This is a genomic window from Desulfosporosinus acidiphilus SJ4 (assembly GCF_000255115.2).
GTDB lineage: Bacteria > Bacillota > Desulfitobacteriia > Desulfitobacteriales > Desulfitobacteriaceae > Desulfosporosinus > Desulfosporosinus acidiphilus.
Genome location: NC_018068.1, coordinates 2,649,637 through 2,666,280, shown reverse-complemented (window position 1 = coordinate 2,666,280; position 16,644 = coordinate 2,649,637). Strand labels below are relative to the sequence as shown.

Sequence of the window (16,644 nt, the reverse complement as noted above, 5' to 3'; positions counted from 1 at the left end):
AAGACTTTAAGTCTTAACGTCATTTTCTTTGAGATAAACTCTTGAATACCTTCCCATTATCACATCGTGTAACTATAGGTACACATTCAAGCAGGATAGCTCAACTTATTCAAGATTGCTAACCTTTTTTCATACTGCAGTGAGCGCTTTTGCGTTTAACACCATCGGTTTCGATATTGCTTCTACGTGACTTTTCCGCTTGAACGCGATCAAACTTCTCCTCCGAGATAATAGCAGGATGGCAGTCTTCCAGCATTCTCTGGAACCCTGGGCGTCCAAAGGTGTTTTTTCCAGAACGCACGTCAGCATAAATGCCCACGAGTCACAATCCAAATGGCTATCAACCAGATCTCTAAAATAGGAAGTTTGGTTCGCAAGGCTGTGGGCATGATCTTCGTGGGAGGTGCTGACCCGACAGTAAATGGCTACCTTCAATCCTTTCGGAGAATGTCCTTTTTGTTGTAATACCTGGTGATTGCTTATCCTGGTATCCGGTAGCCAAAGTCGCCTAATTTTCATGTGCTTAGGCTTAACATCTTTATCCTTTAGAAATATTATAGATCGTTTAACTTTCCGCGCATATATAGATGTATTTGGTAATTCTAATGTGGCATAATGACGTTGTGTTACATTCCGATTCTGATATTAATAAAGGTTCACGCTACTGATAATGCTATAATAGTGGCGTGAAGGGAAATGTGGATTCCTTTTGTTAGGAAATAATGAGAAAAAGGAAGGATGGAAATGTCCTAAAGGAAAGGAGGATGTCCAATGGCAAAAAACGATAATATGCTGGCGATTATATGGATGCTTAATTCTGGATCAAAAATAACTGCGAAGCAAATAGCGGAAAAATTGGAGATAAATATACGAACTGTTTACCGTTATATTGATTCGCTCTGCGCAAGCGGAGTACCGATTGTATCTGATGCAGGACAGAACGGTGGATATAGTTTACTGAGTAATTTTATCCATGCACCTTTGTTTTTCGATATTGAAGAACAAAAAGCACTGCTTCATGCCGCCGTATTTGCCAACGAAGCGGGATACCCTTTCAGTGAGTCATTAAACAATGCAACACAAAAATTAAAAATGTATTCAAACCAGGAACAGGAAAGTATCCTCAAGCGCCACTTAGCCGGTTTCGAAGTGTTAAACCGTGATATTGCCCCGTCTGTTAAGCTGACATTGGAAGAACTGGAGCGGGCTGTAGCAAACGAATATTCTGTTGAAATTGAATACCGTACAAGCCATGATGAACAACCCCGGCCAAGAGTGATTGACCCTTATGGAATGCTCTATTGGAACAATAAATGGTATACGGTTGGATTTTGCCATCTTCGAAATGAAATCAGAGTCTTTCGGGCAGAACGGATTTTTCGGATACAACGGACGCAAATGATGTTTAAAAGGCCGGAAGCCTTTTCTGCTAGGAAATTTTTAATTCAAAATCTTTTACCGGATTCTGAAAGTAAGGATGGGTTGGCCTCAGTAATTATTTGTGGTAGGTCAGAAGCTTTGGACGATTTGTGTATTCATTGGTTTTTAGGTCATCACCTGAAAGAGCGTACATCAAATCAAGCAGTTTTTTTATTAGACGAAAGAGCACTTCATGCATATGTACCCCATTTTCTCTTATCTTATGGAAAGGCTATTCAAGTGATGGAACCGCAGAGTTTAAAGAAAAAGCTTGTTTCTGTTGCATCCGAATTAATGGAATATTATCAATTATGATAGCTTCACTGACAGTGGTTGTCAGTGAAGCTATTATATTATGAAGTTAAACATCGTTCTTTATCATGGATGGATGTTTGATTAACGCTTGAAAAATAAAAAAATGGAGGACATGCGTATGAATAATAATGTTGTATATCTTTATGTATTTGATACAATGGCCGATTGGGAAGTTGGATTTTTGACTGCAGAGTTAAACTCAGGAAGGTATTTTAGGAAGGATATATCACCAGTTAAAGTAGTAACTTTAGGACTTGAAAAGAATTATATTACTACAATGGGCGGGTTGAGAATACTACCTGATATTGATTTGGAAGAATGCAACATAAAAGAAACTGACGCTTTGATTTTACCTGGTGGTGAAACGTGGATGGAAACAATTCATCAACCAATATTAAGTTTAGCTAAACAATGTATCGATAAGAATATAATTGTAGCGGCGATATGTGGTGCGACAATGTCACTTGCTCAAAATGGACTTCTAGATTCAAGAAATCATACAAGTAATGATTTGGGATATCTTAAAATGATGTGTCCTAACTATGCAGGAGAAAATCACTATAAGCAGGAGTCTGCGGTAACTGACGGAAAACTGATAACTGCTTCCGGAATAGCTCCGTTGGAATTTTCCGTACATGTCTTGAAAGCCTTGGACGTGTTTTCTACTAAGACATTAGATGCCTGGTATAATCTTTATAGGACTCATGAATCCGAATGTTTTTATGAGTTGATGAATTCAATCCAATAATGAGGGAATAAGCGTGGATCTGTTATGTTCAATTAAGGAGAATATTAAAGTGAGCCCGCGTTTAGGTACTGTGCACTCCCACAGAAAAATGCACCCCCTTTTGAGCAATTGCACCCCTTTGATCCTCAAGCGGGAGTTGTATCGTTAAATTGTATCAAAGAATCTGGTTTTTAGTCTCATCATCTCAACTAAGTACTCAATAATTGATACAATTCATGAACATAAAAAGTCCAGCAGTGCTGGGCTTTTCGGCGTTTTAGGGTAGATTGAGTATTGTTTAAGGCGGCGCTTTTTCTGTTTTTGTACCGGAATCGTAAAAGGTTTAAGGAATCGTTGAAAAATTTAAGCGAGATCTATAAAATGTACACATAGAAATGGACATCTAAAAGGTTCAGAAACCCCTTATTGTGGACACCGTAAGGTTCACCTGATTATACTCACAATAAGAAACCAGAAGCCGCCTGAATTTAATGGCTAGTTCTATCTGTGCTTTTTGGTTTCTTGCTTAGGATAAAAAGCTTCAACGAACTGAATCTAAAGCTAAAGAATCACGAGTTTAGTAAACTGCATCCCCAAGGAACAAAGCTGCCGCAGGCTGATGCAATCAGAGATACGCTTAAAGTCATAGATCTCAACGGACTAAAACAAGTCAATCGTATCAATGCAATTGTCCGAGCAAAAAACAATAACAATAAAGTTTACGGTTGGCAAAAAGGGGGCTAATAAGATGGAGGCAATTGAGATTTGGGACTATGACCAAGCAAATATCATACGGCTGTTCTAGTAAGGCGATGAGAACCATTTCACAACTCAACGAGAAATGGTAAGGCTTTTATTGAAAGGACAATATCTGCTGAAGTATAGATCCGAATTAGTTTTTGTAGTTCATAGAAATGCGCAATTAAATAAGAAACTGAAATTGTGGAGTAAGCGAAGGTATATCCTTTTTTAGGGGAATAAGACAACTAGAGCATAAAACTTAAAAATGTTTAAGTAAAGGGCTGTAAAATTTATACAGAAGCTAAATTGCTGGTTAATTAAAGGATGGTGAAAATAACTGAAACGGATATTTTTGGTTGAGGACGATAAGACAATCGCTAAAAACCTTATGCAATTGCTCAGCTCGGAGGGATTTTCAGTCACTCACGCCCCTACGCGGGGTGATGCTCATGCGGCGCTTGCCGTGAATAAATTTGACTTAGTGTTGATTGATATTTCTTTACCTGACGGAAATGGCTTTACGGTTTGCACGGAAATCAAGGAAACGCAAGATGTTCCCGTCATCTTTCTGACTGCTTCCGGCGATGAGGCGAGTGTTGTTACGGGGCTGAACATGGGCGCGGACGATTATATCACCAAGCCTTTTCGTCCGCGTGAATTGATTGCACGAATTAGAACAGCCCTGCGAAAAAGCGGACGCTCTCCATCGGTCTTTGAACTCTGCGGTCTTTATGTCGATATGGCAAGCGGCGTCGTGAAAAAGGATGGCAGCGAGGTTTTTCTTTCAGCCTTAGAATACCGCTTGCTGCTGGTGTTTATTAACAACCCAAAAAGTATTATCACAAGGAGCAGACTACTTGACGAATTGTGGGACGCTGCGGGCGAGTTTGTCAATGACAATACATTGACCGTGTACATCAAACGGTTGCGGGAGAAGATAGAGAACAACCCAGCAAGCCCGCAAATCATTCTGACCGTTCGTGGGACAGGATATAGATTAGGGGACGGGTATGCTTCGGAATAAAGAGTTTCGGCAGTTCGCCATTTTGTTCTCCTTAATCGCCGCCGCCGCTGTAACGCTGGGATTTACAATCAATAAAGCTGCTGGAATGCTTGCCATTGCTTCTGCCGCCGCTTTTGGAACAGCGCTTTTTGCATTTACCAAAGCCCGATATAAAAGCATTGCGCAGATTTCAGATCAAATCAATCTTGTGCTTCATAATGTTGATCATCTGTATATTAGTGAATCGGATGAGGGCGAACTTTCTATTCTGCAAAACGAGATTACAAAGATGATGCTGCGTATTCGGGAGCAAAACGACGCGCTGAAAAAAGAAAAAGAACATCTTGCCGATTCTCTGGCCGACATAGCTCACCAACTCCGCACCCCGCTCACATCCGTAAACCTTATTCTATCATTATTAGAGAATGACCCTGACAAAAATGAACGGAAAGCATTGATACGGGAAACTAAGGAATTGTTCGAACAGATGGATTGGCTGCTTACTTCCCTGTTGAAATTATCCCGCCTAGATGCGGGCATTGTGGTTTTCAAAGGTGAGGAGATCGATGTGAACACTTTGATAAGCGCCGCGATTCACCCGTTTTTGATCCCACTTGAGCTGCACAATATTGCTTTGCAAATAGACGTGCCGAAAGGGATAATCCTTCAGGGCGATTCTGGTTGGCTTTCCGAAGCCATTCAAAATATCCTCAAAAATTGCATGGAAAGCGCAGGCGATAACGGGAAGATTGTGATTGCCTGCACAGACAACCCGCTGTTTACCGAGATTGCCATCCATGACAGCGGCGCAGGCTTTGAAAAAGAAGATCTGCCCTGCCTGTTTGACAGGTTCTATCGTGGGAAAAACGCTGGTGCGACGGGGTACGGGATCGGATTGGCTCTCTGCAAGATGATTATAACGAGGCAGGGCGGGATGATTACCGCTAAAAATCACTCGCAGGGCGGCGCGATATTTGCCATTCGTTTCCCAAAGTGACGAATCTCTCACCTGAAAGTCACAGAGATGTAAGTTGAAAGCTTTATTATATGGGTAAACCGTGACGAAGGAGGCTCACATAATGGAGTTTTTAAAAATTGAAGATTTATACAAGGTCTACGGTAAGGGCGAAAGCCAAGTCACCGCGCTTGACCATGTTTCGCTTGCCATCGAAAGGGGAGAGTTTACCGCAATCATCGGTTCCTCAGGTTCCGGCAAATCCACTCTACTGCACGCTATCGCTGGTGTGGATAAGCCAACGGGGGGGAAGGTGTATCTTGAGGGGCAGGATGTCTATGCCCAAAGCAACGAAAAGCTTGCCATTTTCCGTAGACGGCAGGTCGGACTTATTTATCAGTTTCACAATCTCATTCCTACACTGAATGTGGTGGAAAACATCACCCTGCCGATTCTGATGGACAGTCGGAAGGTCAACGAGGAGAGGTTGAATGACCTGTTGGAGTTGCTTGGCCTGCATGAGCGGAGAACACATTTGCCGAACCAGCTTTCCGGCGGTCAGCAGCAGCGCGTGGCCATCGGCCGCGCATTGATGAATGCCCCAGCTGTGATGCTTGCCGACGAACCCACCGGCAGTTTGGACAGCCGCAACAGTCATGAGATCATCCATCTGCTTAAAGAAAGCCATACAAAGTACCATCAGACCCTGATCATCGTCACGCACGATGAAAACATCGCTTTGCAGGCAGACCGTATCATCGGAATCTCGGATGGTAAAGTGGTGCGGGACGAGAGGCAGGCGGCTCGCTCATGAACATTTTCAACAAAGTAGCACTGCAAGGCCTCAAAAAGAGCCGCACGCGCACATTTGTAACGATTATCGGCGTTGTTCTGTCTGCCGCCCTGATTACGGCAGTGGCTTCCTTTGGCGTTTCCCTGCTAAACTATATGGCGAACGGCGCGGCCCAGAAATACGGCGGTTGGGACGTAGAATTTGAGGATGTGAATTCTTCTTTCGTAGCCAAACAGGCAAGTAACAACAATGTTTCAAATACCGCAACATTTGAAAATATCGGCTACGCAAAACTTGAAGGCGGGAAGAACCCCAAAAAACCGTATCTTCTTATCGCCGGATTCAGCAAGAAAGCCTTTGCCGCCCTGCCCATCGAGCTGGTTTCCGGAAGGCTGCCGAAAAACGGCGGGGAGATTCTTGTTTCGGGGAGTGTCATGACAAAAGGCGGCGTTCAGTTCAAGGTGGGCGACATGCTTACCCTTGATGTCGGGAACCGCATGAACGGAAACGAGAAGCTCGGCCAGAGTGATCCGTACACCGCCGAGAGTGAAACTCTTGTGCCGCAGGACGAGAGAACCTACACGGTGGTCGGCATCTGTCAAACGCCCCACTTTGAGGAAAATTCCGCGCCGGGATACACCTTAATCACAACCGCAGATGCCCCAGGCACAGCGGACGATCTCAGCTTGTTTGTCACGCTGAAAAACCCGCGTGACGTTCATGCTTATGCACAAAAAACAGCCGGAAGCCATGCTTACATCTTGAATAATGATTTGCTGCGTTTCATGGGTCTTTCGGACGATCCGGGCGATAAGGTGTTTAACGATCTTCTGTACTCCAGCGGGAGCATTGTAGTCTTCATCATCATGATTGGTTCGATTTTTTTAATTTACAATTCCTTCAACATCTCCTTGAACGAGCGCACATATCAGTTCGGGATTCTCTCGTCGGTGGGAGCCACCGCGAAGCAACTGCGCCATTGTGTGCTGTTTGAGGGGCTTTGTATCGGTGCGGTCGGCATACCGATTGGTGTTATTGTCGGAATAGGCAGCATGGGGCTTGTGCTTGACCTTGTCGCCAAGAATTTTGGAAACGTTCTCTACAGTAACGTCCCTTTAACATTGACGGTATCCGCCCCCGCGATTATCGGCGCAGCGGCGGTCAGCATGGTTACGATTCTGATTTCGGCCTATATTCCGGCTCGCAAGGCTGCCAATATGCCTGTGATGGAGTGTATTCGCCAGACGAATGAGGTGAAAGTGGAAGCTAAAGCAATCAAAACCTCAAAACCGGCACAGCACATCTTCGGCCTGGAAGGTACGCTTGCGCTGAAAAACTCCAAGAGAAACAAGGGACGTTATCGCAGCATTGTGCTGTCACTTGTTTTAAGCATTGTGTTGTTTGTATCGGCCAGCGCTTTTGTAACGTATTTGAAACAGGCATCGGAGCAGGCAAAAGCGGTTAGCAACTACGACATCAGTTTTGGCACACAGGATATGAACGACAGCAAAATGCTGCAGCTTTACGACAAACTGAAAACTGCCGCCGGTATTACCGACAGCTCCTATCAAGTTGTTATGAAGTATTCCTGCTCTGCCAAAGCAAGTGATCTTTCAGACGCTTACTGGGAATCCGCGGGAGTACATTCGTCGAACGAAACGGTCAATCTGCCAATGCAAATCCAGTTTCTTGATGACAGAACCTATCTGAAAATTATCAAAGGCTTGGGTTTGTCCGAGAAGGAATATACCGGGCAAAACGCGAAACTGATTGCTGTCGCCAAAGTGCAAGGCCACAGCAACTGGGAGGAGAAGGTTGGCCAGATCAAGGATATATTCAAGAATTCTTCCCTGTATTTTACCATCGCTCCCAAAATAAATAGCGAGCCGAAAACGGAACATGGACAAAACGTAAGCATTACGATTGTCAATACCGTGCCGCCTGATACACCAGCGGTAACAGGAATGTCCATGCTGAGCCCTTATACTATTATGGGGATGGCTCCCTACTCGCTCAAGGAGAAGCTTGTTCACTCCGAGACTGCGTCGAATATCAGGGTTAAGGGCATGACCTTTCGGTCAATGAATCCATCCCAGTCTGTGGCTGAAATGAAAATGATGATTCAGGGCGAAGGAATTACAGCCTCGTATCTCCTTTTGAATTCGTCTGAAATATTTGATCAGAACCGCAATATGATATTCATTGCCAACGTGTTCGCTTATACGTTTATCATTATGATTTCGCTGATTGCGGCTGCCAATGTGTTCAACACGATTTCCACAAATATCAAGCTGCGCCGGCGGGAGCTTGCTATGCTCCGCTCTGTGGGGATGTCCGACCGCGATTTCAATAAAATGATGTGCTTTGAATGCGCCTTTTATGGCGAGAGGGCTCTGCTTGTCGGGCTTCCCCTGGCAATCATCTTCTCCTGGCTGATTTACAAAGGGATGGTCGCCGGCGGAGCAGACAATATAAATTTTGTGTTTCCGTGGGGCAGTATCGGAATCAGCGTGTTCAGTGTGCTCTTTGTGGTGTTTATTACCATGCTGTATGCCATTAGCAAGATAAAAAAAGAAAATATTATTGACGCACTTCGGGATGACATGAACTGATTAAGGATTCTGCAATTAATCATACCAAGTTGGCAGGGAAGGTGAAACAATAAAAAAGAAGCGTTCTCATTCTACATTGACGGTGGAAGGAGAACGTTTTTTGGTTTAAAACTCTATGAATTAGTCGTATAGCCAACATAACTACGTTAATCCAATGCAACCATTTCAAGCGTTTTTTAGTCTAATATGTAGAGAAGAAAAAATGCAGAACAATTATGGAAAGAAAGGTTTAGGTGGAATATCAAATTAAGAAGGCTCAGAAAGGGGACAAAGAGGCCTTCGTCCAAGCCATAACTTTATACCTTCCGGTAATGTATAAAGTCGCCAGGACAAGATTATCGTCCGAAGAAGACATTGGAGATGCCATTCAGGAATCTATCCTTTCGGCGTTTAAGAACCTACAGTCGCTAAAAAATCCCAGTGTTTTCCACACCTGGCTTATGAGGATTTTAATTAATCAATGTAATGGCATAGGGACGAAAATAACTAAGGTTACTGTGGATAAGTCAAGGCTGGCTCTTTCCATCAAGGTTAAGTTTAGAGATGTCAAAGCAATTAAGAAAACGTCCAATATACATTTGGATTTGTTAATCACAGATGGTAAGGGGACTGTAATTTCCGGAGAGGGGTATGTTAATCAGTCTATAGGCGGATATGAAGAGAATACGGATATCTCTAATTTAAACAATGGGGTATTGGAATACAATGTTTTACTGAGTTCACTTGATGCGAGTATCCCCCAAATGCTGCCGACGGGTTTCGCAATCAAGTTTCTGGTCAATTCAGTTGACCCCATTACTATCGAAACAATTAAAACACAGTTTATTGATTCAAGTGGCAAAACCTATCAAAACTCTGGGGCAATGAGCGTTGAGCGTACAGAGGACAATAAGTCTTTAGTTTCTATGGTGTTTGAAGTATCGCAATTTGATAAAATTGATTCATTTAAGTTACTGGTTAAATGTCTTGGCGAGAAAGAAGGAATTGTTACTTTAGTGAAAGATGTAAGATAGAAGAAAACGGTAAAGCAATCAGGAGGTAAACCCTCTTCATTCATCAGGCTCATACTTAACGACTACTGGCGTGAACCGTGACACGATTATCACGATCCGCTGGTTAGACCTCAGTAAAGGACCGCAAATCTTGCATGTGCCGGACATGTCCGGCCGATATTACAGTGTGCAGTTCACCGATTCGTCGAAAAATACTACCTTTTCCTACGTCGGTAAACGTACCACAGGAACCGAGGCCGGAACCTACCTCATCTGCGGTCCCGATTGGAAAGGAGCCGTGCCGCAGGGGGTGTCACAAATTTCTTCGCCAAATAATTCGGCGCTCGTTGATGCAGCCATAGTGTGCGATGTTCTCTGTAAAAAATCGTTTTTTTCCTGTTAAAACAGCTATATTATTGCTAAAAACTCCAGTTAATAGCCAAAGTGAGCGTTTTTGGACGCTCTTTTTGTGTTCTTATTGCAGGTAATTTAGGATAATTGTGGAATTAGGACAATTGGTAATAGTTTCATGACCATCACCTGCCAATACTTTTTTATTAATGAGGACATAACGACAAATAGTCATTGGTCTTTAATAATGAATTTTACAGGAGGATGCCTAATGAGAAAGTTTATTGATTTAAGCATTTCTATTGAAAATAATATACCGTCAGATCCGAAGGAAATGATACCAAATATCCAATATATGAACCATGATATAGGTGCGCAACAAATGGCCGCATTCTTTCCCGGTATTGATACAGCAAATGATTTACCTGATGGAAAAGGCTGGGCTATTGAACAATTGACTCTATCATCGCATACAGGAACACATATTGATGCACCTTGGCATTATCATCCAACAATGAGTAACGGTCAAAGAGCATTAACCATTGATGAAATTCCTCTTGAATGGTGTATGGGTAATGGTGTCAAACTGGATTTAACCAAATTTCCCGATGGGTATCTTGTTACAGTTGAAGATTTGGAAGATGCCTTTAAAAATATTGGATATAAGTTAAAAGCAGGCGACATTGTTCTTGTAAACACTGGAGCAGATAAATTTTGGGGCAAACCGGAATATTTAATTAAAGGGTGCGGAATGGGTAAAGAAGCGACACTGTGGTTATGTGAAAAAGGTGTTCGGGTTGTTGGAACGGATGCATGGAGTTGGGATCGTCCATTGCCTTTGATTGCAAAAGATTTTGTGCAAAGTAAAGATCCATCAATTATTTGGGAAGGTCATTTTGCAGGGATTGAATGTGGGTATTGCCATATTGAAAAACTCACCAATCTAGAAAAATTACCTTCATTTGGTTTTACCTTTTGTTGTTTCCCGATAAAAATCAAGAATGCAAGTGGTGGATGGATAAGAGCCGTTGCTATTTTAGACGAATAAAATAAATGAATAATATTTCGGCAAAAATGGGGCCTAACCTGCAGTTAAGAAGTTATTTAATTTTCCCGTTTTAAGACTATCTTTACCACATGTGTGGAAGTAGGAGAAGATTTAATGATCGTCAGCTCATTGGAGGTTATTTTTGATGGAACCAGCGAAATTCATTCGTAAGTGGGAAAGAAAACGTACGAAAGGGCCATTGAAACATATAGTTCTACATAGCGTTGTTATTCCGGTTGGAGGGCTATGTGGCGGAATAATCGGAACAACACTTGGTCATGGAGATGTCCATAGATTTCTTGCCAACTCACCATTTGGCGTAGCTTTTCTTTTTTTGTGGGGGTTAGGGATAGGTGTGTTTGATTGGAAGAGAAATGAAAGTAAATACAAAACATTAGTTGAGAAAGGTGAACCACCCTTACCTACACTTCGTTAACAGGTAAGGGCTTCAGGCAAGCCCAAATGCCACTGAGACATTTTTTGATTTTGCTTATGGAGTAGCCGATGCGGGCGTGCCGTTCCGCGACATTCGGGCGTAATCGATCGCCAGCAGACCTTGCCAGTTGTCAGCATTTCATCTGAAGAGGCGGCCTCCCACTTCGGATGGCTTAGACAATTAGGTTTTCTGTAGCAGGATTATTCCATTTTTTAAGCGAATAGGAAATAAAAGAGTAATACAAAAAAGGAAGTAGAAGGAGAATGAGGAATGGCTCAGTTAGAGTACCGATTGCTGGATGAAGAAATGGGTTTTCCAGCACTTTTTGGGTATGAAAGCATACCGAAAGAAGAGGTAATTGCGCGCTGTTTATGTGATTACTTCGTAAAGGAATTTACAGTCTATGAGCTCACTTCATCTGCTAAAGAAGAATATTTGCAAGTGATTTATGTGAAAAAGGTGGAGGAAAAACCGAATTCCTTTAGCCCAGGACAAATTTCGGGGATGGGATATATTTTGTTGGAGTTTCGGGAGTTCCTGGAGGAGGCAGAGCATTACCCCCTTCTTAAGACTCTGGAACTTGGGAATATGCAGGATTTACTCATGTATGCGGTTAGCCAATATATAAACTTTCAAGGGAGTGAATGGGAAAAGACTTCCTTTGAAATCGATGAGGATCGGCAAGTCTTCAGCCTATATTTAAAGAAGTCAACTCCTGTTAAGGCTTAAAGTATAAGGGTTAAACTCAAATGTTTACATTAAGAGTTAGCATTGTACCTAGAAAGAAGGGATAAGGTGACCAGGACACAACGCATGGTCGGGATTTTCTTATCAACGGCTCTCGTAGTTGGTATTGTGGGCTATGGAATAAAGGAAATATCTGAGGACCAACAAGAACAGCAGGGTATTATCGGTGGTGCAACAAATGGAGGAGGGACGGTTATTGTTGAGAACGACTCCCATGGAGGGCTTTTCTCAGGGTTCTTTGGACCGTTTGGTCCATTCGGTCCCTTTGGGTATTTTAGCGGACGATCTTCTGGGTATTTCTCAGGAGTAAATTCGGGAGTATCCTCAGGAACGTCCGGGAACGTGAAGGCCCCTGCGTTCGGCTCATCAGAAAGTTCTTCAAGCACACAATCGCAAGGTGCAGGAATTGCCGGTATATCACCATGGGGGAAATCGGGTTCGACAAGTTCCAGTTCCTCTTCTTCTAGTTTTAAGAGCGGGATTTCGAGTGGTAGTCATGGTGGGATTGGAAGCAGCAGCGGTGCCAGTGCCAGCTAGGTGTCAAATTAAATTGGGTTTAAGATTGAAAGGGGAAAGTTAAACCGTGAAGAGGTGTCAATACCCAGAGGTTCGTGAAAAGTTTTACGGGTCCATTCGCGAGGTTTTCTCCTGGGACTGGATCGATGGAAATGAATATGGCTTAGCTGGAATCCACTATATTAACGAGGAGTTTCGTCAGGAAATTGCTATGGCAACGGATGGACTCGGGAAGATCTATGCAAAAACTGTAGTGATGGTTCAGCAAAGTCCAGAAAGTTTGCTTGAAATGTTGGGACTCCCCACGGAAACGTTTCAGGCGATTCGGCTCCCGATCTTGCCAGAAATTCCGACGACGATCGGTCGCTTTGATTTTGCGCATACCGCACAGGGGATTAAAATGCTGGAATTTAATGCAGATACCCCCACAAGTGTGGTCGAAGCATTTTATACAAATGGTAAAGCGTGTGAGTTTTTTGGTGCAGGCAACCCCAATTTAGGGATGGAGCAGGACCTCACAGATGCCTTTCAGGGGATTGTCGAATGCTATCAGGGGTTAGGCTACCCGATAGAAAATATCGTTTTTAGCGCCTTGGATTGGCATGAAGAGGATAAGGGAACAGTGGAGTACTTATTGAAAAGGTCGGACCTGCCTGGTCGATTTGTCCCACTGGAAAATCTCAGAGTGATTGAGGATGAACTCTGTGCGTTTATCGAAGGAGAGTATCAGAAAATTGATGTTTGGTACCGGCTTCATGCACTGGAAAAATTGGCTGAGGAGAAGGATGAGGATGGATATCCCACAGGAGCCCATGTTCTTGATCTAATCGCCCGAGGAAGATTGGCGATTATCAATCCCCCGGCAGCGTTCATTGCCCAGACTAAGGCAATGCAGGCTTTAATATGGGGTTTGCATGAGGCAAAAAGGTTCTATACTGAGGTTGAGCATGAAATTATTGAGCGCTATATGCTCCCGACTTATCTGGAAAATCCTTTTTTAGGGAAAGAACCCTTTGTGGCAAAACCTATTTATGGGAGAGAAGGAGGAGCTGTCAGTATTTTTCAAGCGGATGGTAGCGTACTAGAGAAAGACAGGGATGAAATGTATTGGGAGCAACCGATGATCTATCAGAAATTCGTGGAGCTGGAGGAAGTGGAAAGCATGACAGTGACCGGCCCTTATAAGGGACGATTACTCTGGGGATCTTTTCTCGTCGGAGGAAAGGCCTCAGCGATCAGTGCAAGAATCGGGGAGCGAATCACAGGAAATCTATCGTGCTTTTTGCCGTCGGGATATAAGAAATAAGGAGTGGGAGAGAGGGGCTATTGTATGTTATTAATCAATTTCCTTAGGTACTTGGGAGTCACTTTACCATTGATGGCTTTTGCTATCTTTTTATTCACTTTAACTACACCTTATCAGGAATTTAAAATCATGTTTGATGGTGATGATTTGGAGAATCCGTTAAAGGTAGCAGCTGCTAAAGCTGTCGCTTTCGATTTAGGGGGTAAGATACTCGGTATTTCGTTTTTGCTTGCTTCAGCGATCTATCATGCAGTTAGCTTGTGGGATTTGGTGGTTTGGGCTTTAACTGGGATCGTTTTTCTCGTTGGAATTTATTATCTATTTGAACTTTTGACTCCGGGGATTACGATTCGGAAAGAAATACCGAATGGGAATGTGGGCGTCGGGATCTTTTCGTTTTGTTTAAGTTTGGCTACTGGGGTTTTAATGGCGGCTCTGATCAGCTATTAATTGTCAAAACAATCCATGCCTTGAATAGTCAAGGTGTGGCTATTTCATTCAAATTATTTATTTAACTGCAGATGCAATATTCAGTCCGACGAATGCCGCTGTTTCAATTATTCCCTTCGGATCAGAATTTTTAACCATTGGGTGTCTATACGAGGTGTGTACGACTCTTCTAAGCTTTCTGCTTCCTCGCCGATCAGTATCGGATTAAAAGGGCGACTCCCCCCACCGAACCGGAAAGCTGGAGGGATGCGGGAGTGAAATCAGCGAGATCAGGCCGAGGCTGAGAGAGCGCGTTGCATGGAAGATTTGAGTGTGGGGATAGAGGTTAATACATTAAGGATTTATAGGTGGTCATAGTAATGGAAGGAAATAATCGCGTAAATATCAAACGAGGTACACACCTTTTAATAGTTCAAAAACAGGATCAAAGGACGGAAAAATTAACTGAAGGTATTGTAAAAGACATTCTAACTAATTCGCCTACTCATCCTCATGGAATAAAAGTTCGCCTTGAGTGTGGAATAGTGGGTCGAGTAAAGCGAATTATCCCTTAAACGAAAATCTATTAATTTTCCGCATCAATTTTTAAGATAAGGGTGGAGCCGATCCTGGTTGGTTTCTACTAACCAGTGAATGATAGTGATTCACCAGTCAACTTGCCCCCTAGCCAAGTTCAAGAAGAACATGCGGTCTGAAATGACCGCCTTGATGATGTGGACTGAGTAGGGTAATGTTCAATGATCAATTGTTGCATCATGCTCCGGAGAAATCGAGATCGCTTGCCCTGTCAATAGTAAGTACGATTCAAACGCTAATGATGATAGTTTTTTCTCCGCTTTGTGGATTTCTGGCAACTCATGCAGGCTATCATGTCATATTTATGTGTTGCTTTATTGTATTTACTATCATGACAATAGCAATAACCTTTAGATCATTCGGCTTCGAGTCATAGTAATCACCATTTGGCACATATCACGAATTATTGAAAGAGTATTGGCATCAAAACGACTTAGGTTGTTTGTTACCTTTATTCTGGCACTCCATCAACCCAAAATCCCCTAGCCTCTTGTGCCCCCCAGCTACCAGTCAACCACCGAACTCCTTCAATCCCGCAGGATGGAAGTTCTTACCTATCGGATACGGGAGACTGGGAGATGGGTTGGATGCGGGAGTTAAAAGGAACCTATTGGTAAGTAGGTTGTAAATGTAAAAATATTGGGCTTTAGAGCTAAATTGAAATTATAGAACGGAGGAATTGCCATAATGGGTGGTAACCCGATTCAATTTGATTATACTGCTCTCTTTATCTTTATATTTCCAATCGTGTTTTTTGCACTTATAGCCTATTTAATAGTTAATGTGGTACGTTATTTAAAACGCAAAGATAAAAATGATAAAGAAATGATACAGAAGATGGATGAACTGATTAAGTTACATCGGCAATCAAATAACCATCTTCAATAATGACATAGGGGAAGGCTTAAAAGTAGGGTGAAAATACCCCAAAGTCTGTTGTGAGAATTTAAGCTACAACGCGACCAAATTGCTGCCACTTGATGAACCTTACTAAGTTCAAGAACAATCCTTGGATAAAGCCTAGCCAGGAGTAAGTATGTGAATGCCGCCAGGAATGGGGAAGAGGACTGGCTAAATTTAAATGTCTCGGAAGAATCATGAAAGTAGTTTTTTAATTCGTTTCAGCTGAATTACTAAAATTAATACAAGATAATATCGTGCATAAATAATAACCCCTCTAAGCTCAAGAAGAAACATCGCCGTGATAAAGGCTAGCTAACTTACATATCATCAAGAAACTTGATAAATGATTCAAGCAATAAGATACAAAGACTACAGTTCTTCTGAATTTTTGTGTCATTTATAAATTTAAGAAATATAAACTTTTGTGTCGCTCGTCAATACTTGAAAAGAAGTAGCTCGAGAGAATAAATTATTTGGGTCCTATAATAGATATTATGTAAAGTAGAATATAATTTATGGTGGGGGTAGACTAAAATAGCCCGAAAAAATCATGGTACGGATTTTAACAAACTGACTCGTCCGTATCAGCGATTTTTTAGGCTATCAGTGTTTAAGCAATTATCAGTATTATCATGTCGGTTATATAAATTCAATTGATAACTACTACTATATTTGGCTTTCTGGTTTGATATCTTCTAGATTAAGCTTCAGTTTGGAGATTGACATTACTATTCATATGAACTCTTTTATAAGG

Annotated in this window: 16 protein-coding genes and 1 pseudogene; 16 read left to right on the top strand and 1 reads right to left on the bottom strand. The window is 42.4% G+C overall.

All coding sequences use genetic code 11. The features are described 5' to 3' along the window. Window positions 1-118 precede the first annotated feature (118 nt). Complete coding sequence (locus DESACI_RS12175; RefSeq protein WP_207643895.1) at window positions 119-301, bottom strand: recombinase family protein; 183 nt, start codon at window positions 299-301, stop codon at window positions 119-121. Window positions 302-771: 470 nt separating this feature from the next. Here DESACI_RS12175 and DESACI_RS12170 point away from each other — a divergent pair, with 470 nt between their 5' ends. The 16 genes and pseudogenes from DESACI_RS12170 to DESACI_RS12100 all read left to right on the top strand — a co-directional run bounded on the left by DESACI_RS12170 (window position 772) and on the right by DESACI_RS12100 (window position 14,965). Next, window positions 772-1,734, top strand: coding sequence for a helix-turn-helix transcriptional regulator (locus DESACI_RS12170; RefSeq protein ID WP_014827497.1), 963 nt, complete (start codon window positions 772-774; stop codon window positions 1,732-1,734). A 118-nt stretch (window positions 1,735-1,852) separates the two neighbouring features. Continuing rightward, a complete protein-coding gene (locus DESACI_RS12165; RefSeq protein WP_014827496.1) occupies window positions 1,853-2,482 on the top strand; it encodes a type 1 glutamine amidotransferase family protein in 630 nt (209 codons plus the stop codon). 486 nt (window positions 2,483-2,968) lie between these two features. After that, window positions 2,969-3,205: a hypothetical protein gene (locus DESACI_RS12160; RefSeq protein WP_041276074.1), complete on the top strand. Its 237-nt coding sequence runs from the start codon at window positions 2,969-2,971 to the stop codon at window positions 3,203-3,205. Between the two features lie 334 nt (window positions 3,206-3,539). Continuing rightward, entirely contained in the window at window positions 3,540-4,226 is a 687-nt protein-coding gene (locus DESACI_RS12155) for a response regulator transcription factor (protein ID WP_041276073.1), read from the top strand. Continuing rightward, window positions 4,213-5,202: a sensor histidine kinase gene (locus DESACI_RS12150; RefSeq protein ID WP_014827494.1), complete on the top strand. Its 990-nt coding sequence runs from the start codon at window positions 4,213-4,215 to the stop codon at window positions 5,200-5,202. The genes DESACI_RS12155 and DESACI_RS12150 overlap by 14 nt, the downstream gene beginning before the upstream one ends. Window positions 5,203-5,284: 82 nt before the next feature. Further along, the gene (locus DESACI_RS12145) at window positions 5,285-5,974 is read left to right on the top strand and encodes an ABC transporter ATP-binding protein (RefSeq protein WP_014827493.1); all 690 of its coding nucleotides are present in this window, start codon (window positions 5,285-5,287) and stop codon (window positions 5,972-5,974) included. After that, window positions 5,971-8,565 carry an ABC transporter permease gene (locus DESACI_RS12140; RefSeq protein ID WP_014827492.1) on the top strand — a complete coding sequence of 865 codons (2,595 nt, stop codon included), beginning with the start codon at window positions 5,971-5,973 and terminating at the stop codon, window positions 8,563-8,565. The genes DESACI_RS12145 and DESACI_RS12140 overlap by 4 nt, the downstream gene beginning before the upstream one ends. 233 nt (window positions 8,566-8,798) lie before the next feature. After that, window positions 8,799-9,578, top strand: a complete 780-nt coding sequence (locus DESACI_RS25195; RefSeq protein ID WP_014827491.1) for an RNA polymerase sigma factor — start codon at window positions 8,799-8,801, stop codon at window positions 9,576-9,578. Between the two features lie 67 nt (window positions 9,579-9,645). Beyond that, window positions 9,646-9,960: pseudogene (locus tag DESACI_RS23670) on the top strand (DUF1254 domain-containing protein); the annotation flags it as partial. Window positions 9,961-10,179: 219 nt separating this feature from the next. Next, window positions 10,180-10,956 carry a cyclase family protein gene (locus DESACI_RS12130; RefSeq protein WP_014827490.1) on the top strand — a complete coding sequence of 259 codons (777 nt, stop codon included), beginning with the start codon at window positions 10,180-10,182 and terminating at the stop codon, window positions 10,954-10,956. Between the two features lie 145 nt (window positions 10,957-11,101). Further along, window positions 11,102-11,392 carry a hypothetical protein gene (locus tag DESACI_RS12125; RefSeq protein ID WP_014827489.1) on the top strand — a complete coding sequence of 97 codons (291 nt, stop codon included), beginning with the start codon at window positions 11,102-11,104 and terminating at the stop codon, window positions 11,390-11,392. A gap of 270 nt (window positions 11,393-11,662) precedes the next feature. After that, entirely contained in the window at window positions 11,663-12,121 is a 459-nt protein-coding gene (locus DESACI_RS12120; RefSeq protein ID WP_014827488.1) for a hypothetical protein, read from the top strand. Between the two features lie 66 nt (window positions 12,122-12,187). After that, entirely contained in the window at window positions 12,188-12,676 is a 489-nt protein-coding gene (locus DESACI_RS12115) for a hypothetical protein (protein WP_014827487.1), read from the top strand. 46 nt (window positions 12,677-12,722) lie between these two features. After that, on the top strand, window positions 12,723-13,961 hold the full coding sequence (locus tag DESACI_RS12110; protein ID WP_014827486.1) for a glutathionylspermidine synthase family protein: 1,239 nt from the start codon (window positions 12,723-12,725) through the stop codon (window positions 13,959-13,961). Window positions 13,962-13,985: 24 nt separating this feature from the next. After that, window positions 13,986-14,411, top strand: a complete 426-nt coding sequence (locus DESACI_RS12105; RefSeq protein WP_014827485.1) for a DUF350 domain-containing protein — start codon at window positions 13,986-13,988, stop codon at window positions 14,409-14,411. Between the two features lie 359 nt (window positions 14,412-14,770). Next, on the top strand, window positions 14,771-14,965 hold the full coding sequence (locus DESACI_RS12100) for a YwbE family protein (RefSeq protein WP_014827484.1): 195 nt from the start codon (window positions 14,771-14,773) through the stop codon (window positions 14,963-14,965). Window positions 14,966-16,644 lie beyond the last annotated feature (1,679 nt).